This is a genomic window from Microbispora sp. NBRC 16548, from assembly GCF_030268985.1.
GTDB lineage: Bacteria > Actinomycetota > Actinomycetes > Streptosporangiales > Streptosporangiaceae > Microbispora > Microbispora catharanthi.
Window position 1 is genome coordinate 316,514 of record NZ_BSSF01000007.1, and the last position, 23,194, is coordinate 339,707.

The following is a 23,194-nucleotide window of genomic DNA, read 5'->3' on the forward strand; positions in this document are numbered from 1 at the left end:
TCTAGCCCTCGTTCTTGACCAGGCGCAGCGACAGGAGCGGCTGGACGAACCACAGCCAGGCGCACAGCAGCGCCACACCCGCACCGACCAGCGCGGCGGGCCCGGGGCTGGTCAGCGCGTCCAGAACCAGGGCGGTGGAGCAGGTCATGGACACGGCCAGGGACACCCCGCCGGCCACGCCCAGCCGGTTGGCCCGGCGCAGCAGCAGTTCCTTGAGCCCCGACCGGAACAGGATGCGGTGCTGGGTCGCCGGGGCGATCGTGCAGATCGACGCGACCGCCGCGCTGACGACCGCCAGGTAGAACAGCCAGTTCCCGGTCGTATCGATCTTGCTGAAACCGGAGGAGAACGGCAGCGTCAGCAGGAACGCGAACAGCACCTGCACGCCCGTCGCGGCCACCCGCAGGCCCTGCAGCAGCTCGCCGAGCTCGCGGTCGACGCGCTCCTTCGGGTTCTCGTCGGTGTTCTCCAGAGGCTCGAGAACCTCACTCATTCCTCGGCCTTCTTCATCAGGCGCGCGTAGGCGAGCTGGAGCCAGTCGGAGATCGCCACGGCCGCCATGGTGGCCCCGGCCAGCCGGGTCAGTCTGGGAAAGAACACGGTGCCCGCCGCGTATCCCGTCGCGATCCACTGGGACAGGCAGAACGGGCAGGTCAGCAGCTCGCCCACGGCGTGCTGCAGCCCGTGACCGCGGACCTCCTCCTTGAGCTCCGCCGGGCCGGAGACGCCCTCGTAACGGGTGAAGGGAGCGCGGATGGGGCTGGTGACCGGGTCCTTCGCGAGCGTCCGCGAGAGCCGGTGGGTGAACAGCCCCATGAGCATGAGGTCCATCACCTTGATCTTCTCGGGGGCCTGACGGCCTGTCAGCTTCGCCGCGGCGAGCAGCACCGTGACGGCCCCGCCGTACACCGCGAGAACCCGTGTGTACGAGGCCAGCGGACGGTTGTCCTCCCCCTCGTACTCGCGCTTGATCTCCTGAAGGGTCTCGGTCATGAGCGCGCCCTACCCGGGATTGTTTGCAGCGAACATGGCTGGGCAAGCGACGTGAGTGGGTAGTCACAGTCATGAAGTCACCGACGCGATTCTTGAGACGCTCAAGCGCGCCGGGGCCGGTCTCAAGGAGGCCGGGGTGCGGTTCGCCCTGGCCGGAGGCTGCGCCGGCTACGCGAGGGGCGCCGCGCCATCACTGCACGACGTCGACTTCGCCCTGGTCGAGGAAGACGTCCCGCTCGCGCTGAAGACCCTGGAGAGCCTGGGTTTCCGGACCGCGAAACCACCGGAGGACTGGCTGGTCAAGGCGTTCGACGAGGAAGGGGTCCTCGTCGACCTGATCTTCTCGCTGGCCGACAGGCCCGTGACCGAGGCCATGATCGCCAGGGCACAGCCGATCAACACCGCCGCGTTGAGCCTGCCGGTCCTCGAAGCCACCGATCTTGTGATCTCCTGGATACTGCCGCTGTCCGAGCACGTCTGCGACTACGGCTCGCTGCTGCCCATGGTCCGCGCCATGCGGGAGCAGGTGGACTGGGACAGGGTCGCCTCGGTCGCCGCGCCGTCGCCGTACGCCTCGACGTTCGTCACGCTCCTGGAGCGGCTGCACATCATCGCCCCTACGACACCTCGGCCGGACAGCGCCTGGCCCTGAACACCGGGCCCGCCGTCCCGGTCCGTGCGGAGGAGGGGCCGGGCGGGGTCCGGCTCGCCGGCGTAGAGAGGGGCCGCGCCGTGACGGCGCGGCCCCCTTTCACATGTCACTCACATGGACGAAGTGCGGGGGAATCGTCCGTAGTACTCCCCGACACGGTCCCGATAGCCCGGGTCGGTCATCGCCGTCTCATGGAACTCCGGCGCGTTCTTGATCTCCTGTTTCGTGCGGCTGACGAAGACCTTGCGGTCCTGGAAGTCGATCCTCGTCACCACACTCGCGGGAAGCATGACCTTCTTGCCGAAGATCCACGGGCCCGTGTCCACGACGATGTAGCTCTGGCCGGCCTCGTAGGTGGCCTCGTCAACGGAACCGATCTTCCCGTCCACCGCCTGCACGTCGTATCCAGCAATATCCATCTGCTGTCCCGTGCCCGACACGGTGTCGGAATACGACCAGAGATCCGGTGTCATGGTGCTCACACTCCCTTCGTCGTCACTCCACGTACCCGAAGGCGAGAAGGGGAACATCCCGGACACGTAAGGGCAGGACATGATCTGGTCGCCCGTATTCCGACGCGGTGAGCGCGCCGGTGGCGCGGAGCACCTCCGGATGCCGCTACTCTTGTCGTGCGGGCGCCGCTAGCTCAGTTGGTTAGAGCAGCTGACTCTTAATCAGCGGGTCCGGGGTTCGAGTCCCTGGCGGCGCACCACAAGAAGGCTCAGGTCGGCACGGCTGACCTGGGCCTTTCGCATTCCGCGGGCCAGCCTTCACCTTGTGACGCCGCTCATCGCCGGAACCTGCCGAAGGCCGGTCCGGCCGACGGGGCGGTCAGCGGGAGGTCTCGTACCAGTGGTAGGGGATCGACCAGTCCCAGTGTTCGGTCTCCTCCTCCTGCTCGCGCGCCAGGTTGGGCGCGTCGGGACCCCAGGCCAGCGCATAGGCGAGGCCGAACTGGGCGGCCCAGTACCGTCCAAGCCGTACGAATCCCCGTCCGAAAGCGCAGATCATCCGCTTCGCCAGCGAGAACACCATCGGGCACCACTCCTCGCACGATCAGGCACGGCACCAATGTGGCCTAGATCACTTCGTATCTGGAAATAAAGATTTAATCTGGTCGAATCCTCCATGTAAATGCCCAGAGCGGTACGTTACTCGCCGCAGTGGCGGCGGTCGTACGCGTGACCATCCGGCGGGAGGATGTCGGTCATGGCACCCTTCGAGATCGGTGAGACCGCCCTGGTGGTGGAGGTCCCCTCGGCCGAGCCCCTGGTCCGGGGCCTTCGGGAACGCTACGACTCCTCCGCGGCGTACGGCATGCCCGCGCACGTCACCGTCCTGTATCCCTTCCTCCCGCGAGAACGCCTCGACGACGGCGTGCTCTCCACGCTGCGGGACCTGTTCGCGGAGCGACGGCCGTTCGAGGTCGCGTTCGGGGGCGTCGGCCGCTTCCCGGGCGTGCTCTACCTCGCACCGGACCCGGACGGCCCGCTGCGGGAGCTCGCCGAGGCGGTGGTGGGCCGTTGGCCGGAGGCGCCGCCGTACGGAGTCCGGTTCGGCGACATCGTGCCGCACCTCACGGTCGCGGAGGGACTCGGCGGCGAGGTCGTCGCCGGAGTCGCGGCGGACCTGGCGGCCGGGCTGCCCGTGACGGCGTTCGTCGGCGGAGTGACGCTGCGGGTCTTCGACGGGGAGAGCTGGAGAGCGGAGGGATTCTTCCCCCTTGGGGAGCCGCCGTCGGCCGAGTTCGCCTTCCCCGGGCCCCTGCGCGATCGCCTGGTGGCCGCGATCCTGAGCGGGGACAAGACCGCCACCGCGGGCCTGCTGGCGGACTACGAGCACTGCGGTGATCCACTTCCGGTCGTCGGCCGGTGGGCGGCGTTGATCGACTCGGCCGGGCGGCGAGTGGCGCTGCTGGAGACGACGCAGGTGCGGGTGGCGCCGATCCGGGAGGTCGACGAGGCGTTCGCCCGCGACGAGGGCGAGGGGTACGACACCGTCGCCCAGTGGCGGGCCGCGCACGAGCGCTTCTGGACCGGCCCGGAGATGTCCGCAGTCCTGGGCGGGCCACCGGTCGTCGACGACGACACGCTGATCGTGGCCGAACGCTTCCGCCTGCTCGGTTGAGATTCCGCCGGGCCCGCCTGACAGGCACTCCCACCGGCCTGTGGATAACGTCACGGCGCCGGGGGCCGGGGCTGACAGAATCGCTCGCACGACCGACCGGGCGGCCGTCGAGCATCCCGGGGGTGCCGATCGGGGGAGGGCGAGCGGATGAGCGGCGGAGAGCGGGAGGGCACGCGGCGGCGGTGGAGCCTCGGGCCGCCGGGCGGAGCCGCGTGGAGCTTCCCCTGGTCGTCCGGCGAGCCGGGGCAGCGGGCCGAGGACCTGGTGGCCGGGCTGCTGTCCGCGGCGCTGGAGGCGCGCCGCCGCCGCGACGAGACCGAGTTCCGGCGATGCGTGAAGGTCCTCGCGCAGGGCCAGGGGCTGCGCCAGGTCGTGGACCGGGCCCTGCTCGACGCCCTGAACCGGCATGTGACGCTCGCCTGGCACGGCGGCTGGCAGCCCGCCGACGTCGTACGGCTGGGGGTCCGGCGGCTGGAGGCCCGGCACGTCCGCCTCGTGACCGACGCCGTCGCGGCCGAGATGCGTGCCTACGCCGCGGCGACCGTGGACGATCGCTGGCTCGACCAGCTCGACGCCATCGGTGCGACGGTGTGGTGGGGCCGCGACGAGGAGTACCTCCGTGAGGACGGCGACCGGACCGCGATGGTCGCCTGCGCGCTTCGGGTGATCCATCTGCTGGCCACGCTGCCGCCGCTGGAGCGGCTGTGCCCCGTGCCGGGAACGGCCAGGCGTACGCCCGGCGTCCGGGACGGCGCCGTCGACGAGCGGACGCTCGCCCGGGTGCGGGCCCTGCTGGCGAAGGCCGAGTCGACCGAGTTCGAGGCGGAGGCGGAGACGTTCACCGCCGCGGCCCAGGCGCTGATGGCCCGGCACAGCATCGACGCCGCGCTGCTCGCCTCCCGGGCGGCCGCCGGCCCGGGAGGAGCCGGCCGGCCGGAGGGGCGCCGGCTGGGGGTCGACGCGCCCTACGAGGGCCCGAAGGCGATGCTGCTGGACGTCATCGCCTCGGCCAACCACTGCCGCTCGGTGTGGAGCCGTCATTTCGGGTTCGCCACCGTGCTCGGGTTCCCCGCGGACCTGGCCGCGGTGGAGGTGCTGTTCACCTCCCTGCTGGTGCAGGCCACGACCGCGTTGAGGCTGGCCGGATCCCGCAGGGACGGCTCCGGCCGGTCCCGCACGCGGTCGTTCCGGCAGTCGTTCCTCGCGGCGTACGCCCAGCGGATCGGCGAGCGGCTGCGGGAAGCGGCGGGAGAGGCCGTGCGGGAGGCGGTGCGGGAGGCGGCCGCCGATGCCGGGCGCGACCTGCTGCCGGTGCTGGCGGCCCGGGAACAGGCCGTCGAGGCGAAGGTCGAGGAGATCTTCCCGACGCTGACCATGGTCGGCGCGGGCGCGGTCAGCAACCGGGAGGGCTGGATCTCCGGCCGGGCCGCCGCCGACCGGGCCGTCCTCGACGTCCGCGGAAAGATCGCAGGGGGAGGCCGCTGATCCTGCTCGTGGTGATCGACCGACGGAGCGGCACGGAGCGGCATGAGCGGCGCACAGCGGCCCAGAGCACGGCGCGCACGGCCACCGCGAGACCGCAGGGACCAGGGAGACGGACGGGGGAGGCGCAGTCGGCCGAAGGCATGCCTGGGGTCCCGGAACCTCCCGGACCGGGCATGATGGGTCGCGCAGGCAGCGGTGTGAGCAAGGAGTGGCCGTGAGCAGATACGAGCGGTGGAACACCTTGTTGGAGCTGCTCGCCGAGCGTGGACACCTCGACGTGGAGGAGACCGCCGAGCACCTCGGCGTGTCGCCCGCCACGGTGCGGCGGGACTTCGACGAGCTGGCCTCCCAGCAACTCCTCACCCGCACACGTGGCGGGGCGTCGGCGCACAGCGTCACCTATGACCTGCCCCTGCGATACAAGGTCGCCAGGCACGCCCCGGAGAAGCAGCGGATCGGAGCGGCGGCGGCCGCCATGGTCCCCGCCGGCGCCACCGTGGGCCTGAACGGCGGCACGACGCTGACGGAGGTCGGCCGGGCGCTGGCCACGCGCCCCGACCTGAACACCGACCAGCGGAGCCCGGTGGTGACCGTGGTGACCAACGCTCTGAACATCGCCAACGAACTGGTGCTCCGCCCGCAGATCCACGTCGTCACCACGGGCGGCTCCGCCCGGCCCCAGTCGTACGAGCTGATCGGCCCGATCGCCGCCGGCATGCTGGAGCGCGTCGCTCTGGACCTGGCGATCCTGGGGGTCGACGCCCTGCACCTGGAACACGGCGCGAGCGCCCACAACGAGGGGGAGGCGGCGGTCAACCAGATCATGGCCTCCCGCGCGCAGCAGGTCGTCATCGTGGCGGACAGCTCGAAGCTCGGCAGGCGGGCGTTCGCGCGGATCTGCCCGGTGAACCAGATCGACATCCTCGTCACCGACAGCGCGGCGACCGAGGAGCAGACGGCGCCCTTCGCCGACGCGGGTGTCAAGGTCGTGCGTGCCTGAGAAATCCCCCGGGCGCGCACCCGGATCATGTCAACCGGGTCATGTCAAGAGGTCAGTACGCCGAGGAGGTGGGCGACCTCCCGGGTGACCGCGTCGCGGCCCGCCTTGAGGTATTTGCGCGAGTCGACCACGGACGTGTCGGCGGTCAGACGGTCGCGGACCGCCGCCGTGAACGCCTTGTTGAGATGGGTCGCGATATTGATCTTCTTCATGCCGTGCCGTACGGCCGCGCGGATGGTCGCGTCCGGAACCCCGGAGGAGCCGTGGAGCACCAGCGGGACCGGGACGGCGGCGTGGAGCTCGGCGATCAGGCCGAGATCGAGGACCGCGTCCTTCGTGGTCATGGCGTGCGAGCTGCCGACCGCGACGGCCAGGGCGTCCACCCCGGTCCTCTCGACGTAGCCGGCGGCCTCGCCGGGTCTGGTCCTGGCGCCCGGGGCGTGCACGCCGTCCTTGCCGCCGATCTCGCCGAGCTCGGCCTCCACCCACACCCCGCGCTCGTGGCACCAGCGCGCCACCTCGGCCGTGGCCGTCGCGTTGGCCTCGTGGTCCAGGGCGGACGCGTCGTACATCACCGAGCCGAGGCCCAGGCCGACGGCCTCCTCGACCAGGGACCTGTCGGTGGCGTGGTCGAGGTGCACGGCCACCGGAACGGCGGCGGCCCGGGCCAGGGCGAGCGACGCCAGCGCGACCGGGGCCAGCGCGCCGTGGTAGCGCACGCAGTTCTCGCTGATCTGCAGCACCACCGGGACGCCGGCGGCCTCGGCGCCCGCGACGATGGCCTCCGCGTGTTCGAGCTGGATCATGTTGAACGCGCCCAGGCCGAGGGGCGCGTCGCGGATGATGTCGCCGATGCCGGCGAGGGGCATGGTGGGCCTCCGAAGGTCTGGTCAGGGGTGGTGGGGTTCGACGGTGATGTCGGGGTGGACGCGCCGGTAGACGCCGGGATCGACGTCGCCCGCGACGGGGGTGGCGACGGCGGCGGCGCCGAGGGCGGCGGCGCGGCGGAGCCGTTCCGGCCACGGCGTGCCCTCCACCAGGCCGAGCGCGAGTCCCGCAACCAGCGCGTCTCCGGCGCCGGTCGGATTGCCCTCCACTCGGTAGGGCATGCGGGCCCGCCAGGTCCCCTCCGGGGTCGCGGCGAGCACGCCGTCCGCCCCCAGCGAGACCACGACCGAGCCGGCGCCCTCGTCCCTCAGGAGGCGGGCTCCGGTGGCGATGTCCGGCGCCTCCCCGGCGTCCGGACGCAGCGCGCGGGCGAGCTCCTCGGCGTTGGGTTTGAGCACGGCGGGCCGGCCGGCGGGGGCGTGGCGCAGGGGAGCGCCGTCGGCGTCCACGACGGCCGGGACGTCGTGCCGGGCGGCGACGGCGGCCAGCGTGGCGTAGAGGTCGGCGGGCAGTCCGCGCGGGAGGCTGCCGGAGATCACCACGGCGGACGCCCCGCCGAGGGCCCGCTCGTACGCGTCGAGAAAGCGCGCCAGCTCCTCCGGGGTGACCACCGGCCCCGGCTCGTTGAACAGCGTGGTCCGCCGGGCCGCGCGGACGGCGAGGGTGGTGCGGGTCTCTCCCGCGATGGGGGTGAACGCGGCGGGGACGCCGGCCGCGGACAGGTCGGCGAGCACGGCGTCGCCGGTCGGGCCGCCGGCCAGGCCGACGGCGAGGACCTCGTGGCCGAGGGCGGTGAGGACGCGGGCCACGTTGACGCCCTTGCCGCCCGCCCTGCGGTGCACGCCGCGCACGCGGTTGACGCCGTTCCAGTCGACGTCGTCGACGCCGTAGGTGACGTCGAGCGCGGCGTTCACCGTGACGGTGAGGATCACGCCGGTCACGGCGATTCGGGGAGGATGACCGATCGGGTGAGGTGCGCCGGCAGGTCGGGGTCGAGACCGCGGGCGTGCGCCCTGGCGACCGCGAGCCGTTGCACCAGGATGAGCTCGGCCATGGGGTCGAGGCCGCCCTCCACGAACATGGCGCCGGTGGCCTCCACCTCGCCCCGCAGCCCGCGCGGCACCGGGCCGAACGCCCACGTGACGCGGCCGGGCGCGGCGATGCTGATCGGGCCGTGGCGATACTCCATGGCGAGGTAGGCCTCCGTCCACGACTGCGAGGCCTCCCGCATCTTCAGCGCCGCCTCCCGCGCCAGGCCGTACGTCCAGCCGGTGCCGAGGAAGGAGAACTGCTCGGCGGCCACGAGGCCGGGGGACAGCGGTTCGGCGAGCGCGCGCTCCGCGTCGGCGATCGCCCCGGTGAGGTCCTCGCCGAGGTGCGCCCGCAGCATGGCGAGCTGCGCGGTGGCGAACCGCGTTTGCACGACCGACCGCTCGTCGGCGAAGTCGAGGACGGCGACCTCGTCGGCGAGGGACATGACCGGCGTGTGCGGGTCGGCGGTGACCGCGGCCGTCCGGGCCCGCTCCCCGCCCTGCTCGCGGATGCGGCGGAGCAGGTCGAGCACCTCGGTCGTGGTGCCCGACCTGGTGAGCGCCAGCACCCGGTCGTAACGGCGGCCGATCGGGGCCTCGGAGGCGGGGAAGGCGTCGGTCTCGCCGTGCCCCGCGCCCTCGCGGAGCGCGGCGTAGGCCTGGGCGATGAACCACGAGGTGCCGCAGCCGACCACCGCCACCCGTTCGCCCTTCGCCGGCAGGGCGCCGGAGGAGGCCAGGCCGGCGGCGCGGCTCCAGCAGGCCGGCTGGGACGCGATCTCGGTCTCGGTGTGACTCACGGGCCCTCCAGTGCTCATTGATGCAAGATTTGTAGCACTATCGAGCAGTTTCGAGCAATGGAGGACGCCGTACGGTCGTCGCGAACGCCAACAGACCGGGGCAGGTGATGACGTGATGTGCGCGGAATCAATGGGTTACACGCAAGATCGCGCATCGTTCTTTCATGGGGTGCGTGGGAGCATTGGGTGAAGTAGTCTTCGCGCACGTACCGGGCGGGAGGTGGGATGGCGCGCATCGTCTTCGTCGGCGTCGGGGACGTGGAGCTGACGCGCAGGGTGGTCTCCGATCTTCTCCTCGCCCCCTCGCTGCGGGGCGAGCTGGAGATCGTGCTGCACGACGAGAACCCCGGGCAGCTCGCGACGGCAGAGGCCCTGGTCCGCGCGCTCGACGCCGAAGCCGGGTCGGTGGCGGCGATCGTCACCTGCCCGAGCAGGCGCAGGGCGCTGGACGGCGCCGACTTCGTCGTCGGGCACATCGACGTGGGCGGGTTCGAGGCGACCCTGCGCGACTTCGAGATCCCGCACAGGTACGGCCTGCGCCAGACGATCGGCGACACCATCGGCATCGGCGGCATCTTCCGCGGGCTGCGGACGATTCCGGTCTTCGTCGAGCTGGGCCGCGAGATGGCCGAGCTGTGCCCGGACGCCTGGCTGCTGAGCTGCAGCGACCCGATGGCGATGACGGGCTGGGCGGTGCAGGAGGCGACCGGTTTCAAGCGGTTCGCCGGGGTGTGCCACGCCGTCTGCGACACGCACGCGTACCTGGCAGATCTGGTCGGCAGGGGGCTGGACGAGGTCACGTTCCTCAGCGCGGGTCTCAACCACCAGTCGTTCGTGCTGCGGTTCGAGGCCGAGGGCCGCTCCCTGTATACCGACCTCGACGAGGTGCTCGAGGCCGATCCCGAGCTGCGGCGGCACGTGCGGGTGGAGCTCTACCGCCGGTTCGGCTACTACCCGACCCAGTCGAGCGAGCACGCCGCCGAGTACGTCCCGTGGTTCATGCGGCACAGCGAGGAGACCGCGCGCCTCGGGGTGCGTCCCGAGGAGTACCTGCGGCGGGTGGGCCACAGCCTGCACCTGTACGAGGAGACGCGGCGGGCGCTGTCGGCCGGCCGGTCGCTGCTGGTGCGCTGGCAGCACCAGGAGCCCGCGGCCGCCGCGCTCCTGGCCATGCTGACCGGCCAGGAGAAGGAGGTCTACGTCAACGTCCCCAACCACGGGCTGATCGGCAACCTGCCCGAGGGCTGCTGCGTGGAGGTGCCCGCCCTGGTCGACGCCGACGGCGTCCACCCCCGGCCGGTGGGAGAGCTGCCCATCCAGCTCGTGGCGCTCAACCGCACGTTCCTCAACGTCGTCGAGCTGACCGTGCGCGCGGTGCTCGACGGCGACCGCAGGCACGTCCACCACGCCGCGATGCTCGACCCGAACACCGCCGCGACCCTGCCCCTGCCCGCGATCGAGGCGCTCTGCGACGAGCTGATCGAGGCGCACGGCGACCTGCTGCCGGAGGGCGTCCGATTCGCCGGGAGCAGGCCATGACCGACTCCATGCCCACGGAAGTGCGGCGCGAGCGCATGCTCGGCATGCTCATGGAGCAGGAGTTCGCCCGGGTCGCCGAGCTCGCCGAGGCGTTCGGCGTCTCCAGCGTCACCGTACGCGCCGACCTGGACGCGCTGGAGGAGCAGGGACGCATCCGCCGGGTGCGCGGCGGGGCCGTCGCGGCCGGCCCGCCGCGGCGCACCGAACCGTCGTTCGAGCTGTCGCTCGGCACGGCGGCCGTGGAGAAGGCGCTGATCGCCAAGGCGGCGGCCCGGCTGGTCGGCTCGGGGGAGAGCGTGATGATGGGCGCGGGTACCACCACCGCCTACGTGGCCAGGGAGCTCGTCGCCCGGGCCGACCTCACCGAGGTCACCGTCTTCACCAACGGCCTGCGTACGGCGCTGGAGCTGGAGCCCGCGCTGCCCCGCTTCGCCGTCGTCGTGACCGGGGGGAGCCTGCGCCGCCAGCAGCACTCCCTGGTGGATCCGCTCGGCGGCAAGGCCATCGAGGGCATCCGGGTGGACACCGTCTTCATCGGCTGCGGCGGCGTCCACCCGGACGTCGGGATCACCAACGTGAACCTGCCCGACGCGGAGATGAAGCAGCGCATGCTGCGGGCGGCCGGCCGCCGCATCGTGGTCGCCGACTCCTCCAAGCTCGGGGCGATCGGGATGGCGCCGATCTGCCCGCTGTCGGAGATCGACCTGCTCATCACGGGGGAGTCGGCCGATCCGGCGACGGTGGCCGTGCTCCGCGATCGCGGCCTCAAGGTGGAGATCGCGGCCTGAGGCGGCGGGCGTCAGCCGGCGAGGGTCGCGCGCAGCGCCTCGGGAAGCAGGTCGCCGTGCACCCGGGTCAGGTCGTCGCACAGCCGCCAGATCTCCTCCAGCGACAGCGTCGCCGACGTGTTCGGGTCCACCATCATGGCGTGCCGCACATGCTCCGGCCGTCCTTCCCGCGCGGCCCGCACGGTCAGCTCGTTGACGTTGACGTATGCCCGGTTGAGCGCGGCGCACTGCGGCGGGAGGGCGCCGACCCGGGTGGGCAGCACCCCGGTCGCGTCCACCGCGCACGGCACCTCGACCACGCACCCGGGCGGCAGGTTGGCGATCAGCCCGTCGTTGACGACGTTGCCGTAGACCACACGCGGGGTGCCGGTCACGACGCTGTGGATGATCTGCGGGGCGTACTCGCCGGTGCCCTCCACGGGCAGGTCCCCGCCGTGCCGTACGGCGTCGCGGGTGCGCTTGTACTCGCGCACGTTCTCCTCGCTGATCCGCACGTACTCGCCCACCGGGATGCGCAGCCGGTCGATCTCGCCGTCGTGGCGCAGCAGCCAGGGCAGATACTCGGCCGAATGCTCGCTGGTCTCGGTCGGATAGTGGCCCAGGCGCCGGTACATCTCCACCCGCACCCGGCGGCGCAGCTCCGGGTCGCGGGCGATGGCGTCGTCCAGCCGGTCGTACAGGTTCTCGCCGTCCCGCTCGAACCGCAGCACCCACGCCTGGTGGTTCACCCCGGCCGCCAGGTACGCCACCTCCTCGTACGGCACGGTCACGAGGTCCGCCAGCCCCCGCATGGTCCAGTACACCGAGTGGCACAGGCCGACGACGTTGCGCACCTTGCCGCTGAGATACCAGACGTTCATGGCCATCGGGTTGGTGTAGTTGAGCAGCAGGGCGTCGGGGCAGACGGCGGCCATGTCGGCCGCGAGGGCGTCCAGGACCGGGAAGGTGCGCAGCGCCCGGAAGATCCCGCCGACGCCGATCGTGTCGGCGATCGTCTGCCGCAGGCCATACCGGGCGGGGATCTCGAAGTCGGTGACGGTCGCGTCGTGCCCGCCCACCTGGATGATGTTGATGACGAAGTCGGCGCCGTCGAGCGCGGCCCGGCGGTCGAGATCGGCGGTGACCGACGGCCGGGCGCCGCGGGCCGCCGCGATCCGGTGCGCGACGGTCTCGGCGACCCGCAGCCGCTCGGCGTCGATGTCGTGCAGCGCGATCCTGGCCTCCCGCAGCTCGGGGTAGGCCAGCAGGTCCGCGAGCAGGCCCTGGGTGAAGACGACGCTTCCCGCGCCGATGAAGGCGATCTTCGGGTTTCTCATCGGGTGACTACTTCCTCCCAGGTCGGCTGCGCCGCTGTGCCCCCCGCGGCTCGGGTGGAGAGGGTGCCGCAGGCCACCGCGACCTCCAGGGCGCGGTGGAGCGGGAGCCCGCGCAGGCGGGCCGCGAGGAGGCCGGCGTTGAAGCTGTCGCCGGCTCCGACCGTGTCGGCCACGGTGGCCGGGGCGGCCGGCACGCGGACCGGCTCGCCCTCGTGGATCGTCAGCGCGCCGTCGCCGCCGCATTTGACCACAGGGGTGGTGCCCCGGGCGGCGAGGTCGCGTACGGCGCCTTCGAGGTCGCCGTCGGCGCGCCCGGCGATGGCGAGGGCCTCGCGCTCGTTCGGCAGCAGGACGCCGGTCAGCGGCAGGACCTCGTCGAGCCCCTGCCAGCGGCCCGACGGGTCGTCGTTGGTGTCCAGGGACGTGGTGGCCCCCGCGGCCCGTGCCGTACGGAACAGGGCGGGCAGGCCGGAGGCCAGCCGGGGCTGCAGGAAGTAGGACGAGACGTGGACGTGGGCGGCGCGCTCCAGCAGCTCCGCCGGCACGTCGCCCGGTTCGAGCCGGTCCAGGCAGCCGGGCGCGGTCAGGATGGCCCGGTCGCCGCCGTCGGCCAGCACCACGGTGAGGGCCGTCGGCGCGGCGGGGTCCACGACGCAGGCGGAGACGTCCACCCCGCTGCGGGTGAGCGCGTCGAGCACGAACGCGCCTGCGGCGTCGTCGCCCACGCGGCCGGCGAAGGCGGTGCGCAGGCCCAGCCGGGCCGCGCCGCAGGCCGTGATCGCCCCCGATCCGCCGAGCACCAGCGCGCCGGCCTCGACGAGCCGCTCGCGCTGGCCGAACTCCGGAACGCGCGGCGCTCCCGTGACGACCACGTCGGGGTTCGCGTCACCGACGACGAGCAGGTCGAAATCTGGTCTCCCCATGGACCGGAACGGTCCCAGCACCTTCGATAACTTGTCAAGTCTTTCGATATAGGCCCGAAAGGGTCATCCAAAGGGGTGAATGCGGCGGCTTCGAAGGTATTGACAAGGTTTCGAAAGGGACCATTATGGTCTCCAACATCCCGCCCGCACCGGCTCGTCCCGGTGGTCTCAGGAGGTCTGGAGATGCCGCGACGATGACGACCGCGACCCTCACGAAAGCGGAGACCGCCGGCGCCGCCCTGCCCCGCCGCAGACGCGGGGACGGCAGGGTGGCGCTGGCCTTCCTGGCGCCCGTGCTCATCGGGTTCGCCGCCTTCTACGTCTATCCGGCCGTACGCGGAGCCTGGTACTCCCTGACGGACTGGAACCTGCTGTCCGAGCCCGGGTTCGTCGGCCTGGACAACTACGCCGAGCTCGTCGGGGACCCGCTGTTCTGGAACTCGCTGAAGGTCACCGCCTACTACGTGGTGCTCACCGTCGGGATGCAGATCGTCGTGGGCCTCGGCCTGGCCGCCCTGATGCATCGCCTCACCCGGTCGCTCGTGCTCCGCTCGCTGCTGGTCGTGCCCTGGCTGGTGCCCAACGTGACCTCGGCACTGCTGTGGATGTGGCTGCTCGACGCCAACCTCGGCTTCTTCAACCACCTGCTGGTCAGCCTCGGCCTGGACAACCAGGGCTTCCTGACCTCGCCCGGGCTGGCGATGCCGAGCGTGGCGGCGATCAACGCCTGGGGCGCCACGGGATACACCACGCTGCTGCTGTACGCCGGGATGCTGCTGGTGCCGCGGCAGATCTACGAGGCGGCGGCGCTCGACGGCACCGGCGAGGTGCGCCAGTTCTTCCGCATCACCCTGCCGCTGCTCCGCCCCATCCTGGCGTTCGTCCTGGTGGTCTCGCTGATCGACTCGTTCCAGCTGTTCGACACCGTCGCGGTGACCACGAAGGGGGGACCGGTGGACGCCACCCGTGTCGTCTACTTCTACATCTACGAGGAGGCGTTCACCCACTTCAAGATGGGATACGCCTCGGCGCTGGCGCTGAGCCTGGTGCTCATCCTCGGCCTGCTGACCTTCGTCCAGATGCGCCTCCTGCGCGCCTCGCGCTCGGACCTCGCGTGAGCGCGCCGGTGGTGAGTACGAGCGCGTCGGTGAGCGTGGGCCGCCGGAGGCTGCGCCGTCTGCCGGCCTGGATCTGCCTGATCCTCGCTCTCGGGATCTCGCTCTTCCCGCTGTGGTGGATGCTGCGGACCGCGATCACCCCCGGCCCGGAACTGCCGTCGGACAACGCCGGGCTGCTGCCCCGGCATCCCACGCTGATCAACTTCGAGCGCGTGCTCGGCCTGGTGAGCCGGGACGAGGCCCGCGCGGCCGGCGGGTCGGGGGCGAACCTCAGCTTCTTCCTCTACCTGCGCAACTCCGTCGTCTACACCGGCCTGATCACCTGCGCGCAGACGATCTTCTGTGCCATGGCCGGGTATGCGTTCGCGCGGCTGCGCTTCCGCGGCAGGGACGCCCTGTTCAACGTGTTCGTCGCCGCGCTGATGGTGCCCCCGATCTTCACCCTGCTGCCCAACTTCGCCCTCGTGAAGCAGCTCGGGTGGCTCAACACCTACCAGGGCCTGGTCGCCCCCAGCCTGCTCATGACGCCGTTCGCGGTGTTCTTCCTGCGCCAGTTCTTCCTCGGCATCCCGCGTGACGTCGAGCAGGCGGCGTTCATCGACGGAGCCGGGCCTTGGACGATCTTCTGGCGGGTGGTGCTGCCCATGACCAAGGGGCCGCTGTTCACGCTGGCGCTGACGACCGCGGTGTGGACCTGGAACGACTACCTGTGGCCGCTGCTCGTGGCGCCGGGCGAGGACACCCGCGTGCTCACCGCCGCGCTCGGCATCTTCCTCAAGCAGTCGCCCAACACCTCGCCCGACTGGACCGGCCTGATGGCGGGCTCCGCCCTGTCGGTCGTCCCCGTCCTGCTGCTGGTGGTCTTCTTCGGCCGCCGCCTCGTGGACTCCATCCAGTTCTCCGGCATAAAGGGTTGACGTTGACTTCCTCCCGGCCCTAAAGGACCGGGATTCCCGCCCTCGCGGGCTGGGCTTCCTGTTTCACCGCCGACCGCCGAAGGGAGGACCCTTGCGGACTCACGTCAGCTCCACAGGCAGGCACCGCTCGACCAGCGGCCAGGATGTTCTTGGCGGCGTTGACGTCCCGGTCGTGCCGGGTGCCGCAGTCCGGGCACGTCCAGTGCCGGGTGGACAGGGACAGCGCGGCGAGCAGGTGCCCGCACGCGCTGCACGTCTTCGAGCTGGGAAACCAGCGGTCGATCACGACCAGGCGCCGCCCGGCACGTCGGGAGATGGTCACCGTGGCCGGGTCGATCGAGGCAGGGCCGACCTCCGGCCAGGACCAGACGAACGCGATCGGGTCGCCCATCTTCGCGAGAAACAGTCGCCCGTCGCGCCAGCGGAACGCCGACCGTGTGTAGGTGGCCGACTGGCGGCCGTGCCGGGGCTTGAACCGCGGGTATTTGGCGCGCCCGGCGAAGAAGTTCACGAACGCCGTGTGCTGGTGCCGCAACGCCTGCTGCAACGGGACGCTGGAGACCTCGTACAGGAAGTCATGGTCCCCGTCGCGTTTCAACTCGGTCAGATACCGGTCGGTCTGCGCATAAGAGGTCCTCATGCACTCGGCACGGTAGCGGGCCTGCCGCCACGCCAGGACCCTGTTCCAGACCAGGCGTACGCAGCCGAACGTGCGATTCAACACCGCGGCTTGCTCGGCGGTGGGATAGACCCGCACCTTGTAGGCCGTACGCATGTTCGGATTTTACAAGCCCTTTGCCTAGGCGGTCAGCGAAAGGAGCAAATCATGAGCGCTTGGCGCTCTGGGCTGTCCCGGCTTCGCCGGGCCACCCCTTGCGGGGTCCGGATTCCTCCCGGCCCTGAAGGACCGGGCTTCCTTTGGAGGATCCGGTGAAGAAGGCATTCATGGCGGTGACCGCCCTGCTCCTGACGGCGGCCTGCGGCGGGGGCGGCGGCCCGGCTGACGCCGGCGGCGTCACGCTCACGTACGCGCTGTGGGACGACGTCCAGCAGGGCGCCTACCAGCAATGCGCCGACGCGTTCCACAAGGCCAACCCGGACATCACCATCAAGATCTCGCAGAGCGCGTGGGACCAGTACTGGCAGAACCTCACCACCCAGATGGTCTCCGGCGGCGCCCCCGACGTGATCACGATGCAGGCGTCGTACTATCCCCAGTTCGTCGCGAACGGCCAGCTCCTGGACATCCAGCCGATGGTGACGGCCGACAGGATCGACCTGGGGCAGTACTGGCCCGGCCTGGCCGACCTCTGGGTGAAGGACGGCAAGCGGTACGGCCTGCCCAAGGACTGGGACACGATCGCGATCGTCTACAACGTGGACATGGCGAAGAAGGCGGGCGTGGACATGTCCGGCCTGACCTGGAACCCCGCCGACGGCGGCACCTTCGAGAAGGCCATCGCCCACCTGACCGTGGACGCGAACGGCAAGCGCGGCGACGAGCCCGGCTTCGACAAGACCAAGGTCGCCGTGCACGGCATCGTGCCCGAGCTGAACGACGGCTCGCAGGGCCAGAACGGCTGGGGCGACCTGGCGGTCTCCAACGGCTTCACGTTCATCGACAAGAACCCGTTCGGCACCCGCTACTTCTACGACAGCCCCAAGCTCGCCGAGACCGCCGACTGGTTCAGGCGCCTGGCCGACAAGGGGTACGCCACACCGTACGACAAGACGAGCTCGCTGGGCCCGGACACGATGCTGAACGCGGGCAAGGGCGCGCTCGGCATCACCGGCTCCTGGATGATCAGGACGTACCTCGACTCGAAGTCGCAGAAGTTCGCCTTCGCGCCGCTGCCGACCGGGCCGCAGGGCCGCAAGTCCGCCTTCAACGGCCTCGCCGACGTCATCTACGCGGGCACCGAGCACAAGGACGCCGCCTGGAAGTGGGTGAAGTTCCTCGGCTCCACGGCCTGCCAGGACATCGTCGCCGACGACGCGGTGGTCTTCCCCGCCATCACCTCCTCGGTGGAGCGGGCGCTCAAGGCCCACAAGGCGGCGGGGCGCGACGTGCAGATGTTCGTCGACGAGGCCAAGGCGCCCGGCGGGACGTTCCTGCTGCCCGTCAGCGACCACGGCGACGAGATCAACCAGATCGTCTCCACCGCGATGGAGGAGGTCTGGCTCGGCCAGAAGGACGCGCGCACCGCGCTGACCGCGGCCAACCAGAAGGTCAACGCCCTGTTCTCCGGTGGCTGAGTTCTCCGGTGGCTGAGCTCTCCGGCGGCTGATCGCGCCTTCCGGAGCACACCGAGCACCCGAGAGGAGGTTCCCTTCCCCGTGCTGGCGTGCGCCCTGCCGACCTCCCTGGGCCACGCCACTCCACACCGTCGCATCCCCCGGGGGCGAGGCGGTGCGGAGAGTGCGGAACAGCACGCATGCGCCCCGCCGATCTCACTGCGAGGAAGAACATGCGCATTCTCCGATACCTGGTGGCGATGCTCGCCACCTCCACGGCGTTCCTCGGCGCCTCGGCCGCCGCGAACGCGGCGGCGGCCCTGCCCGCACCCGTCTCGTGCGCCGGCTGCTGGCATCCCGCGCTGAACACGAGCTGGCAGTGGCAACTCAGCTCGGTGCCCGCGGAGCCGTTCCTGGACGTCGCGATGTACGACATCGACGGCTTCAACGCCACGGCGGCGACCGTCCAGCGGCTGCACGCCACCAAGACCGGCCGCAAGGTCGTCTGCTACATCAGCGCCGGGTCCTACGAGGACTGGCGGCCCGACGCCGGCTCCTTCCCCGCCTCCGTCCTCGGCAAGGCCCTCGACGGCTGGGCGGGCGAGCGCTGGCTCGACATCCGGCAGTACGGCGGCACGCTCGGCCAGATCATGCGGGCGCGGCTCGACATGTGCAGGTCCAAGGGCTTCGACGCCGTGGAGTTCGACAACGTCGACGGCTACACCAACAAGACCGGGTTCCCGCTCACCGCGGACGACCAGCTCCGCTACAACGCCTGGCTCGCGAACGAGGCCCACGCCCGCGGGCTGTCGGCCGGCCTGAAGAACGACAACGAGCAGATCCCCCAGCTCCTGCCGTACTTCGACTGGGCGTTGAACGAGCAGTGCTGGGAGTTCGGCGAGTGCACCACCGCGCAGAACGGCGACTACGGCCTCGACCAGTTCGTCAAGGCGGGCAAGGCCGTCTTCAACGTGGAGTACAACCTCGCCACCTCGAAGTTCTGCGCCAAGGCCAACGCGCAGAACTTCAACTCCCTGAAGAAGCGCCTCGACCTCGACGCCTACCGCGTCGCCTGCCGCTGACCGCCCACCGGCGGTGAGGACGCCGGGCTCCCGCACGGGGGCCCGGCGTCGCGTGCGTGACGCGGCGCGATCAGACGACGGCTCCGGTGGCGCCGTCGGTGAGCTCCCTGAGGATGTCCGCGTGCCCGGCGTGCCGCGCGGTCTCCTCGATCATGTGGATGTAGATCCAGCGCAACGAGACGGCGCCGACCTGCTCGTGTGGCACCTCGTGATCGAGCGGGAACCGTGCGGCGATGCTCCGCGACCGGGTGCAGGCCTGCTCGTAGGCCGCGATCAGGGCTTCGATGGTGTCGTCGTCGCCGACCGCGAAGCTCCCGTCGGCGTCCTCCTCCGAAGGAGGCGCCATGGCCGGGTCCTGGGCCAGCACCCGCTCGAACCAGTTCCGCTCCACCACGGTCAGGTGCCCGACCAGTCCGGCCAGCGTCGTCGCCGACGGCACGTGACGCCGGCGCACGTCCTGCTCGGACAGCCCCTGGGCCTTGCGGACGACCATCGCGCGGAGGAAGTCGAGGAACGCCTCCAGGACCTGCCGTTCGTCGCCTGTGGCGGCCCGCACCACCGCCAGTGCCGGCTCGGTCGAAGGAAGAGTGGCCATGTCCGGACCGTACGGAGCGCGCAGAGCCCCGGCAAGAGCCCCCGCCCACGCTCTCAGCGAACCCGAACTTCGGCGGGACTAGACGTCGAGCAGCTCGTGCAGCCCCCAGCCGTCGACGTCATCGACCACTCGCAGGGCCAACTCCGCGCGGCCGGCCATGTCGAGCGGAGCGATGCCCGAGACCGCGTGGCCGTGCGCGAGCCGGTCCAGTGCGGCGCCGACGAGCGGCCCGGCCGTCCGTACGGTCGACGGCAGCGCGACCGAACGCGTCGAACCGCCGTGCAGCACGATGTTGCGCTGGCGGTAGAGGCGCCGGAAGCAGCCGCGCAGATAGCGCTCCACGCGGCCGAGGGTCACGGACGGCGCGGCGACCAGCTCGCGCATCCGCCCGAGGGCGGCCGTGGTCACGGGGTCGTCGACACGCACGACCGGCTCCGCGGCCAGCCACCGGACCATCCGCCGCGCCCGTTCGCGGTTGTTCCCGCCGACCGCGTCGAGGTCGCGGCACAGGCGCGGATCTTCCTCACGGATTCGGGCGTCGTAGCTCAGCGCGGTCAACTCGGCGCGCGGCCAGCCCGCCGTCACCAGGGCGGCGGCCCGATCGGCGGCCACCGCCCGCCCTTCCTCGCGGTCCGCGTCGTCGGTGTCGCAGAAGAGCAGCGATTCGATTGCGGCCCAGGCTCCCGCCACGGCGGTGCTCGGGGAACTCTCGGTGAGCGGCGCGGCGAGTTCGAGCGCGTCGTCGATGCGCAGCCCATGGGCCCCGGTGTCGGGCAGGTCGTAGAGCACGCCGACGCGTTCCAGCGACAGCACGGTGACCGCTCCAGCTCGATGAGGAGATCGATCAGATCGACCGAGTCGGTCGATCCGTCGAGCCGTGACTTGACCTCGCGCCGGAGGAAATCCTGGTGGAAACCCTCGTCCAGCAGGTAAGCGGCTATACAGCGGGAGGAACGTTCCACATGCACGGAACCGCCGGCGAGGATCGCTTGCCAACGCCTGAGATAGCCGTCGGCGACAAGGTCGGACAGGAGCGCCAGCGTGCGTTGGCTGCGGGCACCCGGCTTGATCGGTCTGGCGCACACCTGATGAAGATGCCGGCGGATCTGCCCGTCGCCCAATGCGCTGTCGGTCCTGAGCCTCGGCAGCAGCGACTCCCGTGCGTACCAAGCGAGCGAGGCCTGCGAGAGGACGTGGCGTCCCACCCAGTCGGCCGCCTCCACCGCCTCGCGTAAGGCGAGGACGGTACCCACGTCCCAAAGTCGGCGATGCCAGGGGCGCCAGGATTCCAGCAGTTCTAGCACCCGTGCGGTGACCAGGGTGCTTGTGTCAGACCTGCCGGTGACGGCTCCCATCGGCGAGTTACCCCTTCGGCTGAGTGATCGCGGCGTTACTGGTTGCACAAGACCCGTCGAGGGAAGTACTCTCAGGAGGACTTAGGCAGGGGAGTCGCCCGGAAGGGCCTCTCCCCATCGCCTTTTCTGGGGGGTTGTGCGGCGTCCAGTCTGGCCGATCAGAGGCCCGCCGATCACCGTTTTCGATTATCTCGCGCACTCTCCGTGACGACCATGCCGGGTCAGCCGGAGGTGTCGTCGAAGTGGAGCTCTGAGGTGATGCGGTAGCGGTCGCCGCGGTAGATGGACCGGGTGAACTCCACGACCCGCCCGCCTGCCTCGCGGGCCGTGCGTTCGATGAGCAGGGCGGGGGCGTGCTGGGGGACGCCGAGCAGTTCGGCCTCGGTCTCGTCGGTGACGGTCGGCTCGATGCTCTGTGTGGCGCGGCGGACGTCGATGCCGAACCTCGTGCGCAGGAACCGGTAGAACGAGCCGGACACCATGTCGTCGGGGCTCAGGGACTCGACTAGACGGTGCGGCAGGTGGATGCGCTCGATCGCCATCGGCTCGTCGTCCACCAGGCGGAGCCGTACGACGCGCAGGACCGGGTCGGCGGGGGAGACCTGCAGGCGGTGCGCGAGCCGGGCGGTGGCCGGGGCCGAGTCGAACTCGAGGATGCGGCTGAGCCAGTTTCCCTCGGCGGCGGGGGCGTGGAAGGAGTCGTCACCGGCCGCGAGCGGCTGGGTGACCTTCCGGCGGCCGGTGAACGTCCCCCGCCCGTGCTCCCGCACGAGCATGCCCTGCCGTACGAGCCCGTCGATCGCCGCGCGGAGGGTCGGGCGGGAGACGCCGAGCTCCCGGGACAGGTCGCGTTCCGAGGGGATGGCGGTGCCGGGCTCCTTGTCGGCGATCAGGTCGAGCAGGACGTCTCTGACTCGGTCGCGCTTGAGGCCCGCTGGAAGTCTCTGCACGTCCTCGACCTTACCAGTAGTTGACCACTCCTCCCATTGTCGTGCCTGTGAATATCCGAAATTTCGCCCCTTGACAGCCCGACTGGTTAAGACCACTCTCCTTTCAACGGTTTACCAATAACTGACCACTGGGAGGACCGATGAGGTTACGCCTCCTCGCCGCGGCGGCCGCGTTCAGCCTCGCACTCGCCGGTTGCGGTTCGGCGTCCGAGCCCGGGACGTCCGGAAAGACCGGCACGACCACGCTGACCGTGTGGTTCATGCGCGACAGCCTGTCGGACGCGATCGTGAAGCGGTTCACGGACGACTTCCAGCGGTCGCATCCCGGGATCACCCTGAACGTCCAGATCCAGGAATGGGACGGCATCGGGCAGAAGGTCACCAGCGCGCTCGCCAGCAAGGACGCCCCCGACGTCATCGAGGTCGGCAACACCCAGGTCGCCGAGTACGCCGCGAGCGGCGGGGTCAGGGACCTCACCGGCGAGGTCGCCGACCTGGGCGGCTCCGACTGGCTGCCCGGCCTGGCCGAGCCGGGGAAGATCGACGGCAGGCAGTACGGCGTTCCCTGGTACGCCGCCAACCGGGTGGTCGTCTACAACAAGGACCTGTTCGCCAAGGCCGGCGTCACCACCCCGCCGAAGACCCGCGACGAGTGGATCGACGTCACCACGAAGCTGAACAAGGGCGGCGTGCAGGGCATCTACCTGCCCGGCCAGAACTGGTACACGCTCGCGGGGTTCGTCTGGGACGAGGGCGGCGACCTCGCCGTCAAGGAGGGCGACCGCTGGAAGGGCGTGCTCGACACGCCGCAGGCGCTCGCCGGGATGGCGTTCTACCAGCGCCTCCAGGCGCTCGGCAAGGGGCCCAAGGACTCCGACGAGGCCAGGCCGCCGCAGGCCGACGTGTTCGGCAAGGGCGACGTCGCGCAGATCGTCTCCGCTCCCGGCGGCGCGGCCGCGATCGAGAAGGCCAACCCGGATCTCAAGGGCAAGCTGGGCTTCTTCCCGATCCCCGGCAAGGCGGCGGACAAGCCGGGCGCCGTCTTCACCGGAGGGTCCGACCTGATCATCCCCGAGGCGTCCGCCCACCCCGACGAGGCGTACGAGGTGGTCAAGGCCCTGGCCGGGGAGAAGTTCCAGCTCGACATGGCCAAGGAGATGAGCTACGTGCCCAACCGCACCTCGTACGCCGGAGTGCTGAGCGGCGACGAGGCCACCGCGGCGATGGCGGCGGGGGCCGCGGTCGGGCACGCCACGCCCAACTCGCCCAACTGGGCGGCCGTGGAGGCCAGGAACGTCATCAAGGAGTACATGACCAAGGTGCTCACCGGCGGCGACGCGGCCACCGAGGCGAAGGCGGCCTCCGAGGTGATCACCACGATCCTCAACACCAAGTCCTGA

At 70.9% G+C, this 23,194-nt stretch carries 24 protein-coding genes and 1 tRNA gene; 12 read left to right on the forward strand and 13 right to left on the reverse strand.

The window, feature by feature from the left end:
• Position 1: 1 nt before the first annotated feature.
• Positions 2-493: a DUF6328 family protein gene (locus QSK36_RS21665; RefSeq protein ID WP_183540369.1), complete on the reverse strand. Its 492-nt coding sequence runs from the start codon at positions 491-493 to the stop codon at positions 2-4.
• On the reverse strand, positions 490-993 hold the full coding sequence (locus tag QSK36_RS21670) for a DUF1360 domain-containing protein (protein WP_183540367.1): 504 nt from the start codon (positions 991-993) through the stop codon (positions 490-492). The genes QSK36_RS21665 and QSK36_RS21670 overlap by 4 nt, the downstream gene beginning before the upstream one ends.
• Positions 994-1,048: 55 nt before the next feature.
• Here QSK36_RS21670 and QSK36_RS21675 point away from each other — a divergent pair, with 55 nt between their 5' ends.
• Positions 1,049-1,645 carry a nucleotidyltransferase family protein gene (locus QSK36_RS21675; RefSeq protein WP_183540365.1) on the forward strand — a complete coding sequence of 199 codons (597 nt, stop codon included), beginning with the start codon at positions 1,049-1,051 and terminating at the stop codon, positions 1,643-1,645.
• 110 nt (positions 1,646-1,755) lie between these two features.
• Here the strand turns inward: QSK36_RS21675 and QSK36_RS21680 are convergent, their stop codons facing one another.
• The gene (locus tag QSK36_RS21680) at positions 1,756-2,118 is read right to left on the reverse strand and encodes a PRC-barrel domain containing protein (RefSeq protein ID WP_182899513.1); all 363 of its coding nucleotides are present in this window, start codon (positions 2,116-2,118) and stop codon (positions 1,756-1,758) included.
• Positions 2,119-2,280: 162 nt separating this feature from the next.
• Here QSK36_RS21680 and QSK36_RS21685 point away from each other — a divergent pair.
• Positions 2,281-2,357 (forward strand) — tRNA-Lys (locus QSK36_RS21685).
• 119 nt (positions 2,358-2,476) lie between these two features.
• On the opposite strand, the gene QSK36_RS21690 is transcribed toward QSK36_RS21685, so the two are convergent.
• The gene (locus tag QSK36_RS21690; protein WP_183540363.1) at positions 2,477-2,680 is read right to left on the reverse strand and encodes a hypothetical protein; all 204 of its coding nucleotides are present in this window, start codon (positions 2,678-2,680) and stop codon (positions 2,477-2,479) included.
• A 174-nt stretch (positions 2,681-2,854) separates the two neighbouring features.
• Between QSK36_RS21690 and QSK36_RS21695 the strand changes: the two genes are divergently transcribed.
• The 3 genes from QSK36_RS21695 (at position 2,855) to QSK36_RS21705 (ending at position 6,257) form a co-directional block, all read left to right on the forward strand.
• Positions 2,855-3,772, forward strand: a complete 918-nt coding sequence (locus QSK36_RS21695; RefSeq protein WP_285783666.1) for a 2'-5' RNA ligase family protein — start codon at positions 2,855-2,857, stop codon at positions 3,770-3,772.
• 147 nt (positions 3,773-3,919) lie between these two features.
• Positions 3,920-5,257: a DUF2786 domain-containing protein gene (locus tag QSK36_RS21700; RefSeq protein ID WP_183540361.1), complete on the forward strand. Its 1,338-nt coding sequence runs from the start codon at positions 3,920-3,922 to the stop codon at positions 5,255-5,257.
• 214 nt (positions 5,258-5,471) lie between these two features.
• Complete coding sequence (locus QSK36_RS21705) at positions 5,472-6,257, forward strand: DeoR/GlpR family DNA-binding transcription regulator (protein ID WP_285783667.1); 786 nt, start codon at positions 5,472-5,474, stop codon at positions 6,255-6,257.
• Positions 6,258-6,301: 44 nt separating this feature from the next.
• Here the strand turns inward: QSK36_RS21705 and QSK36_RS21710 are convergent, their stop codons facing one another.
• The 3 genes from QSK36_RS21710 to QSK36_RS21720 are packed head-to-tail and all read right to left on the reverse strand — an operon-like array spanning position 6,302 to position 8,976.
• Positions 6,302-7,126 carry a class II fructose-bisphosphate aldolase gene (locus tag QSK36_RS21710; RefSeq protein WP_285783668.1) on the reverse strand — a complete coding sequence of 275 codons (825 nt, stop codon included), beginning with the start codon at positions 7,124-7,126 and terminating at the stop codon, positions 6,302-6,304.
• Between the two features lie 21 nt (positions 7,127-7,147).
• On the reverse strand, positions 7,148-8,086 hold the full coding sequence (locus QSK36_RS21715; protein WP_285783669.1) for a 1-phosphofructokinase family hexose kinase: 939 nt from the start codon (positions 8,084-8,086) through the stop codon (positions 7,148-7,150).
• Entirely contained in the window at positions 8,083-8,976 is an 894-nt protein-coding gene (locus tag QSK36_RS21720; RefSeq protein WP_285783670.1) for an SIS domain-containing protein, read from the reverse strand. The genes QSK36_RS21715 and QSK36_RS21720 overlap by 4 nt, the downstream gene beginning before the upstream one ends.
• A 225-nt stretch (positions 8,977-9,201) precedes the next feature.
• Between QSK36_RS21720 and QSK36_RS21725 the strand changes: the two genes are divergently transcribed.
• Entirely contained in the window at positions 9,202-10,515 is a 1,314-nt protein-coding gene (locus tag QSK36_RS21725; RefSeq protein ID WP_183540353.1) for a family 4 glycosyl hydrolase, read from the forward strand.
• The gene (locus tag QSK36_RS21730; protein WP_139577120.1) at positions 10,512-11,303 is read left to right on the forward strand and encodes a DeoR/GlpR family DNA-binding transcription regulator; all 792 of its coding nucleotides are present in this window, start codon (positions 10,512-10,514) and stop codon (positions 11,301-11,303) included. Before QSK36_RS21725 ends, QSK36_RS21730 begins: the two co-directional genes overlap by 4 nt.
• 11 nt (positions 11,304-11,314) lie before the next feature.
• Here the strand turns inward: QSK36_RS21730 and QSK36_RS21735 are convergent, their stop codons facing one another.
• Both QSK36_RS21735 and QSK36_RS21740 read right to left on the reverse strand, forming a co-directional pair.
• Positions 11,315-12,619 (reverse strand): alpha-glucosidase/alpha-galactosidase, encoded by a 1,305-nt coding sequence (locus tag QSK36_RS21735; protein WP_285783671.1) that lies wholly within the window; start codon positions 12,617-12,619, stop codon positions 11,315-11,317.
• On the reverse strand, positions 12,616-13,542 hold the full coding sequence (locus tag QSK36_RS21740; protein WP_285783672.1) for a carbohydrate kinase family protein: 927 nt from the start codon (positions 13,540-13,542) through the stop codon (positions 12,616-12,618). Before QSK36_RS21740 ends, QSK36_RS21735 begins: the two co-directional genes overlap by 4 nt.
• A gap of 194 nt (positions 13,543-13,736) precedes the next feature.
• Here QSK36_RS21740 and QSK36_RS21745 point away from each other — a divergent pair, with 194 nt between their 5' ends.
• Positions 13,737-14,660 (forward strand): carbohydrate ABC transporter permease, encoded by a 924-nt coding sequence (locus tag QSK36_RS21745; protein ID WP_285783673.1) that lies wholly within the window; start codon positions 13,737-13,739, stop codon positions 14,658-14,660.
• Complete coding sequence (locus tag QSK36_RS21750) at positions 14,657-15,577, forward strand: carbohydrate ABC transporter permease (RefSeq protein WP_285783674.1); 921 nt, start codon at positions 14,657-14,659, stop codon at positions 15,575-15,577. The genes QSK36_RS21745 and QSK36_RS21750 overlap by 4 nt, the downstream gene beginning before the upstream one ends.
• 19 nt (positions 15,578-15,596) lie before the next feature.
• Here the strand turns inward: QSK36_RS21750 and QSK36_RS21755 are convergent, their stop codons facing one another.
• Positions 15,597-16,352 carry an RNA-guided endonuclease InsQ/TnpB family protein gene (locus QSK36_RS21755; RefSeq protein WP_285783675.1) on the reverse strand — a complete coding sequence of 252 codons (756 nt, stop codon included), beginning with the start codon at positions 16,350-16,352 and terminating at the stop codon, positions 15,597-15,599.
• Between the two features lie 155 nt (positions 16,353-16,507).
• On the opposite strand from QSK36_RS21755, the gene QSK36_RS21760 reads away from it, so the two are divergent.
• A complete protein-coding gene (locus QSK36_RS21760) occupies positions 16,508-17,833 on the forward strand; it encodes an ABC transporter substrate-binding protein (RefSeq protein ID WP_221264142.1) in 1,326 nt (441 codons plus the stop codon).
• A 212-nt stretch (positions 17,834-18,045) separates the two neighbouring features.
• On the forward strand, positions 18,046-18,894 hold the full coding sequence (locus QSK36_RS21765) for an endo alpha-1,4 polygalactosaminidase (protein WP_285783676.1): 849 nt from the start codon (positions 18,046-18,048) through the stop codon (positions 18,892-18,894).
• A 70-nt stretch (positions 18,895-18,964) separates the two neighbouring features.
• Here the strand turns inward: QSK36_RS21765 and QSK36_RS21770 are convergent, their stop codons facing one another.
• From QSK36_RS21770 to QSK36_RS21780, 3 genes are all read right to left on the reverse strand, one after another.
• Positions 18,965-19,489, reverse strand: coding sequence for a DinB family protein (locus QSK36_RS21770; RefSeq protein ID WP_285783677.1), 525 nt, complete (start codon positions 19,487-19,489; stop codon positions 18,965-18,967).
• A gap of 78 nt (positions 19,490-19,567) precedes the next feature.
• Entirely contained in the window at positions 19,568-20,302 is a 735-nt protein-coding gene (locus QSK36_RS21775) for a hypothetical protein (RefSeq protein WP_285783678.1), read from the reverse strand.
• A gap of 763 nt (positions 20,303-21,065) precedes the next feature.
• On the reverse strand, positions 21,066-21,794 hold the full coding sequence (locus QSK36_RS21780; protein ID WP_183540340.1) for a GntR family transcriptional regulator: 729 nt from the start codon (positions 21,792-21,794) through the stop codon (positions 21,066-21,068).
• A gap of 140 nt (positions 21,795-21,934) precedes the next feature.
• Here QSK36_RS21780 and QSK36_RS21785 point away from each other — a divergent pair, with 140 nt between their 5' ends.
• Positions 21,935-23,194 carry a sugar ABC transporter substrate-binding protein gene (locus QSK36_RS21785; protein ID WP_285783679.1) on the forward strand — a complete coding sequence of 420 codons (1,260 nt, stop codon included), beginning with the start codon at positions 21,935-21,937 and terminating at the stop codon, positions 23,192-23,194.

Coding starts and splice junctions, on each gene's coding strand:
- QSK36_RS21670 (WP_183540367.1), bottom strand. CDS start 993: ATGACCGAGACCCTTCAGGAGATCAAGCGCGAGTACGAGGGGGAGGAC.
- QSK36_RS21690 (WP_183540363.1), bottom strand. CDS start 2,680: ATGGTGTTCTCGCTGGCGAAGCGGATGATCTGCGCTTTCGGACGGGGA.
- QSK36_RS21785 (WP_285783679.1), top strand. CDS start 21,935: ATGAGGTTACGCCTCCTCGCCGCGGCGGCCGCGTTCAGCCTCGCACTC.
- QSK36_RS21710 (WP_285783668.1), bottom strand. CDS start 7,126: ATGCCCCTCGCCGGCATCGGCGACATCATCCGCGACGCGCCCCTCGGC.
- QSK36_RS21725 (WP_183540353.1), top strand. CDS start 9,202: ATGGCGCGCATCGTCTTCGTCGGCGTCGGGGACGTGGAGCTGACGCGC.
- QSK36_RS21680 (WP_182899513.1), bottom strand. CDS start 2,118: ATGACACCGGATCTCTGGTCGTATTCCGACACCGTGTCGGGCACGGGA.
- QSK36_RS21765 (WP_285783676.1), top strand. CDS start 18,046: ATGCGCATTCTCCGATACCTGGTGGCGATGCTCGCCACCTCCACGGCG.
- QSK36_RS21740 (WP_285783672.1), bottom strand. CDS start 13,542: ATGGGGAGACCAGATTTCGACCTGCTCGTCGTCGGTGACGCGAACCCC.
- QSK36_RS21665 (WP_183540369.1), bottom strand. CDS start 493: ATGAGTGAGGTTCTCGAGCCTCTGGAGAACACCGACGAGAACCCGAAG.
- QSK36_RS21770 (WP_285783677.1), bottom strand. CDS start 19,489: ATGGCCACTCTTCCTTCGACCGAGCCGGCACTGGCGGTGGTGCGGGCC.
- QSK36_RS21695 (WP_285783666.1), top strand. CDS start 2,855: ATGGCACCCTTCGAGATCGGTGAGACCGCCCTGGTGGTGGAGGTCCCC.
- QSK36_RS21745 (WP_285783673.1), top strand. CDS start 13,737: ATGACGACCGCGACCCTCACGAAAGCGGAGACCGCCGGCGCCGCCCTG.
- QSK36_RS21700 (WP_183540361.1), top strand. CDS start 3,920: ATGAGCGGCGGAGAGCGGGAGGGCACGCGGCGGCGGTGGAGCCTCGGG.
- QSK36_RS21730 (WP_139577120.1), top strand. CDS start 10,512: ATGACCGACTCCATGCCCACGGAAGTGCGGCGCGAGCGCATGCTCGGC.
- QSK36_RS21755 (WP_285783675.1), bottom strand. CDS start 16,352: ATGCGTACGGCCTACAAGGTGCGGGTCTATCCCACCGCCGAGCAAGCC.
- QSK36_RS21735 (WP_285783671.1), bottom strand. CDS start 12,619: ATGAGAAACCCGAAGATCGCCTTCATCGGCGCGGGAAGCGTCGTCTTC.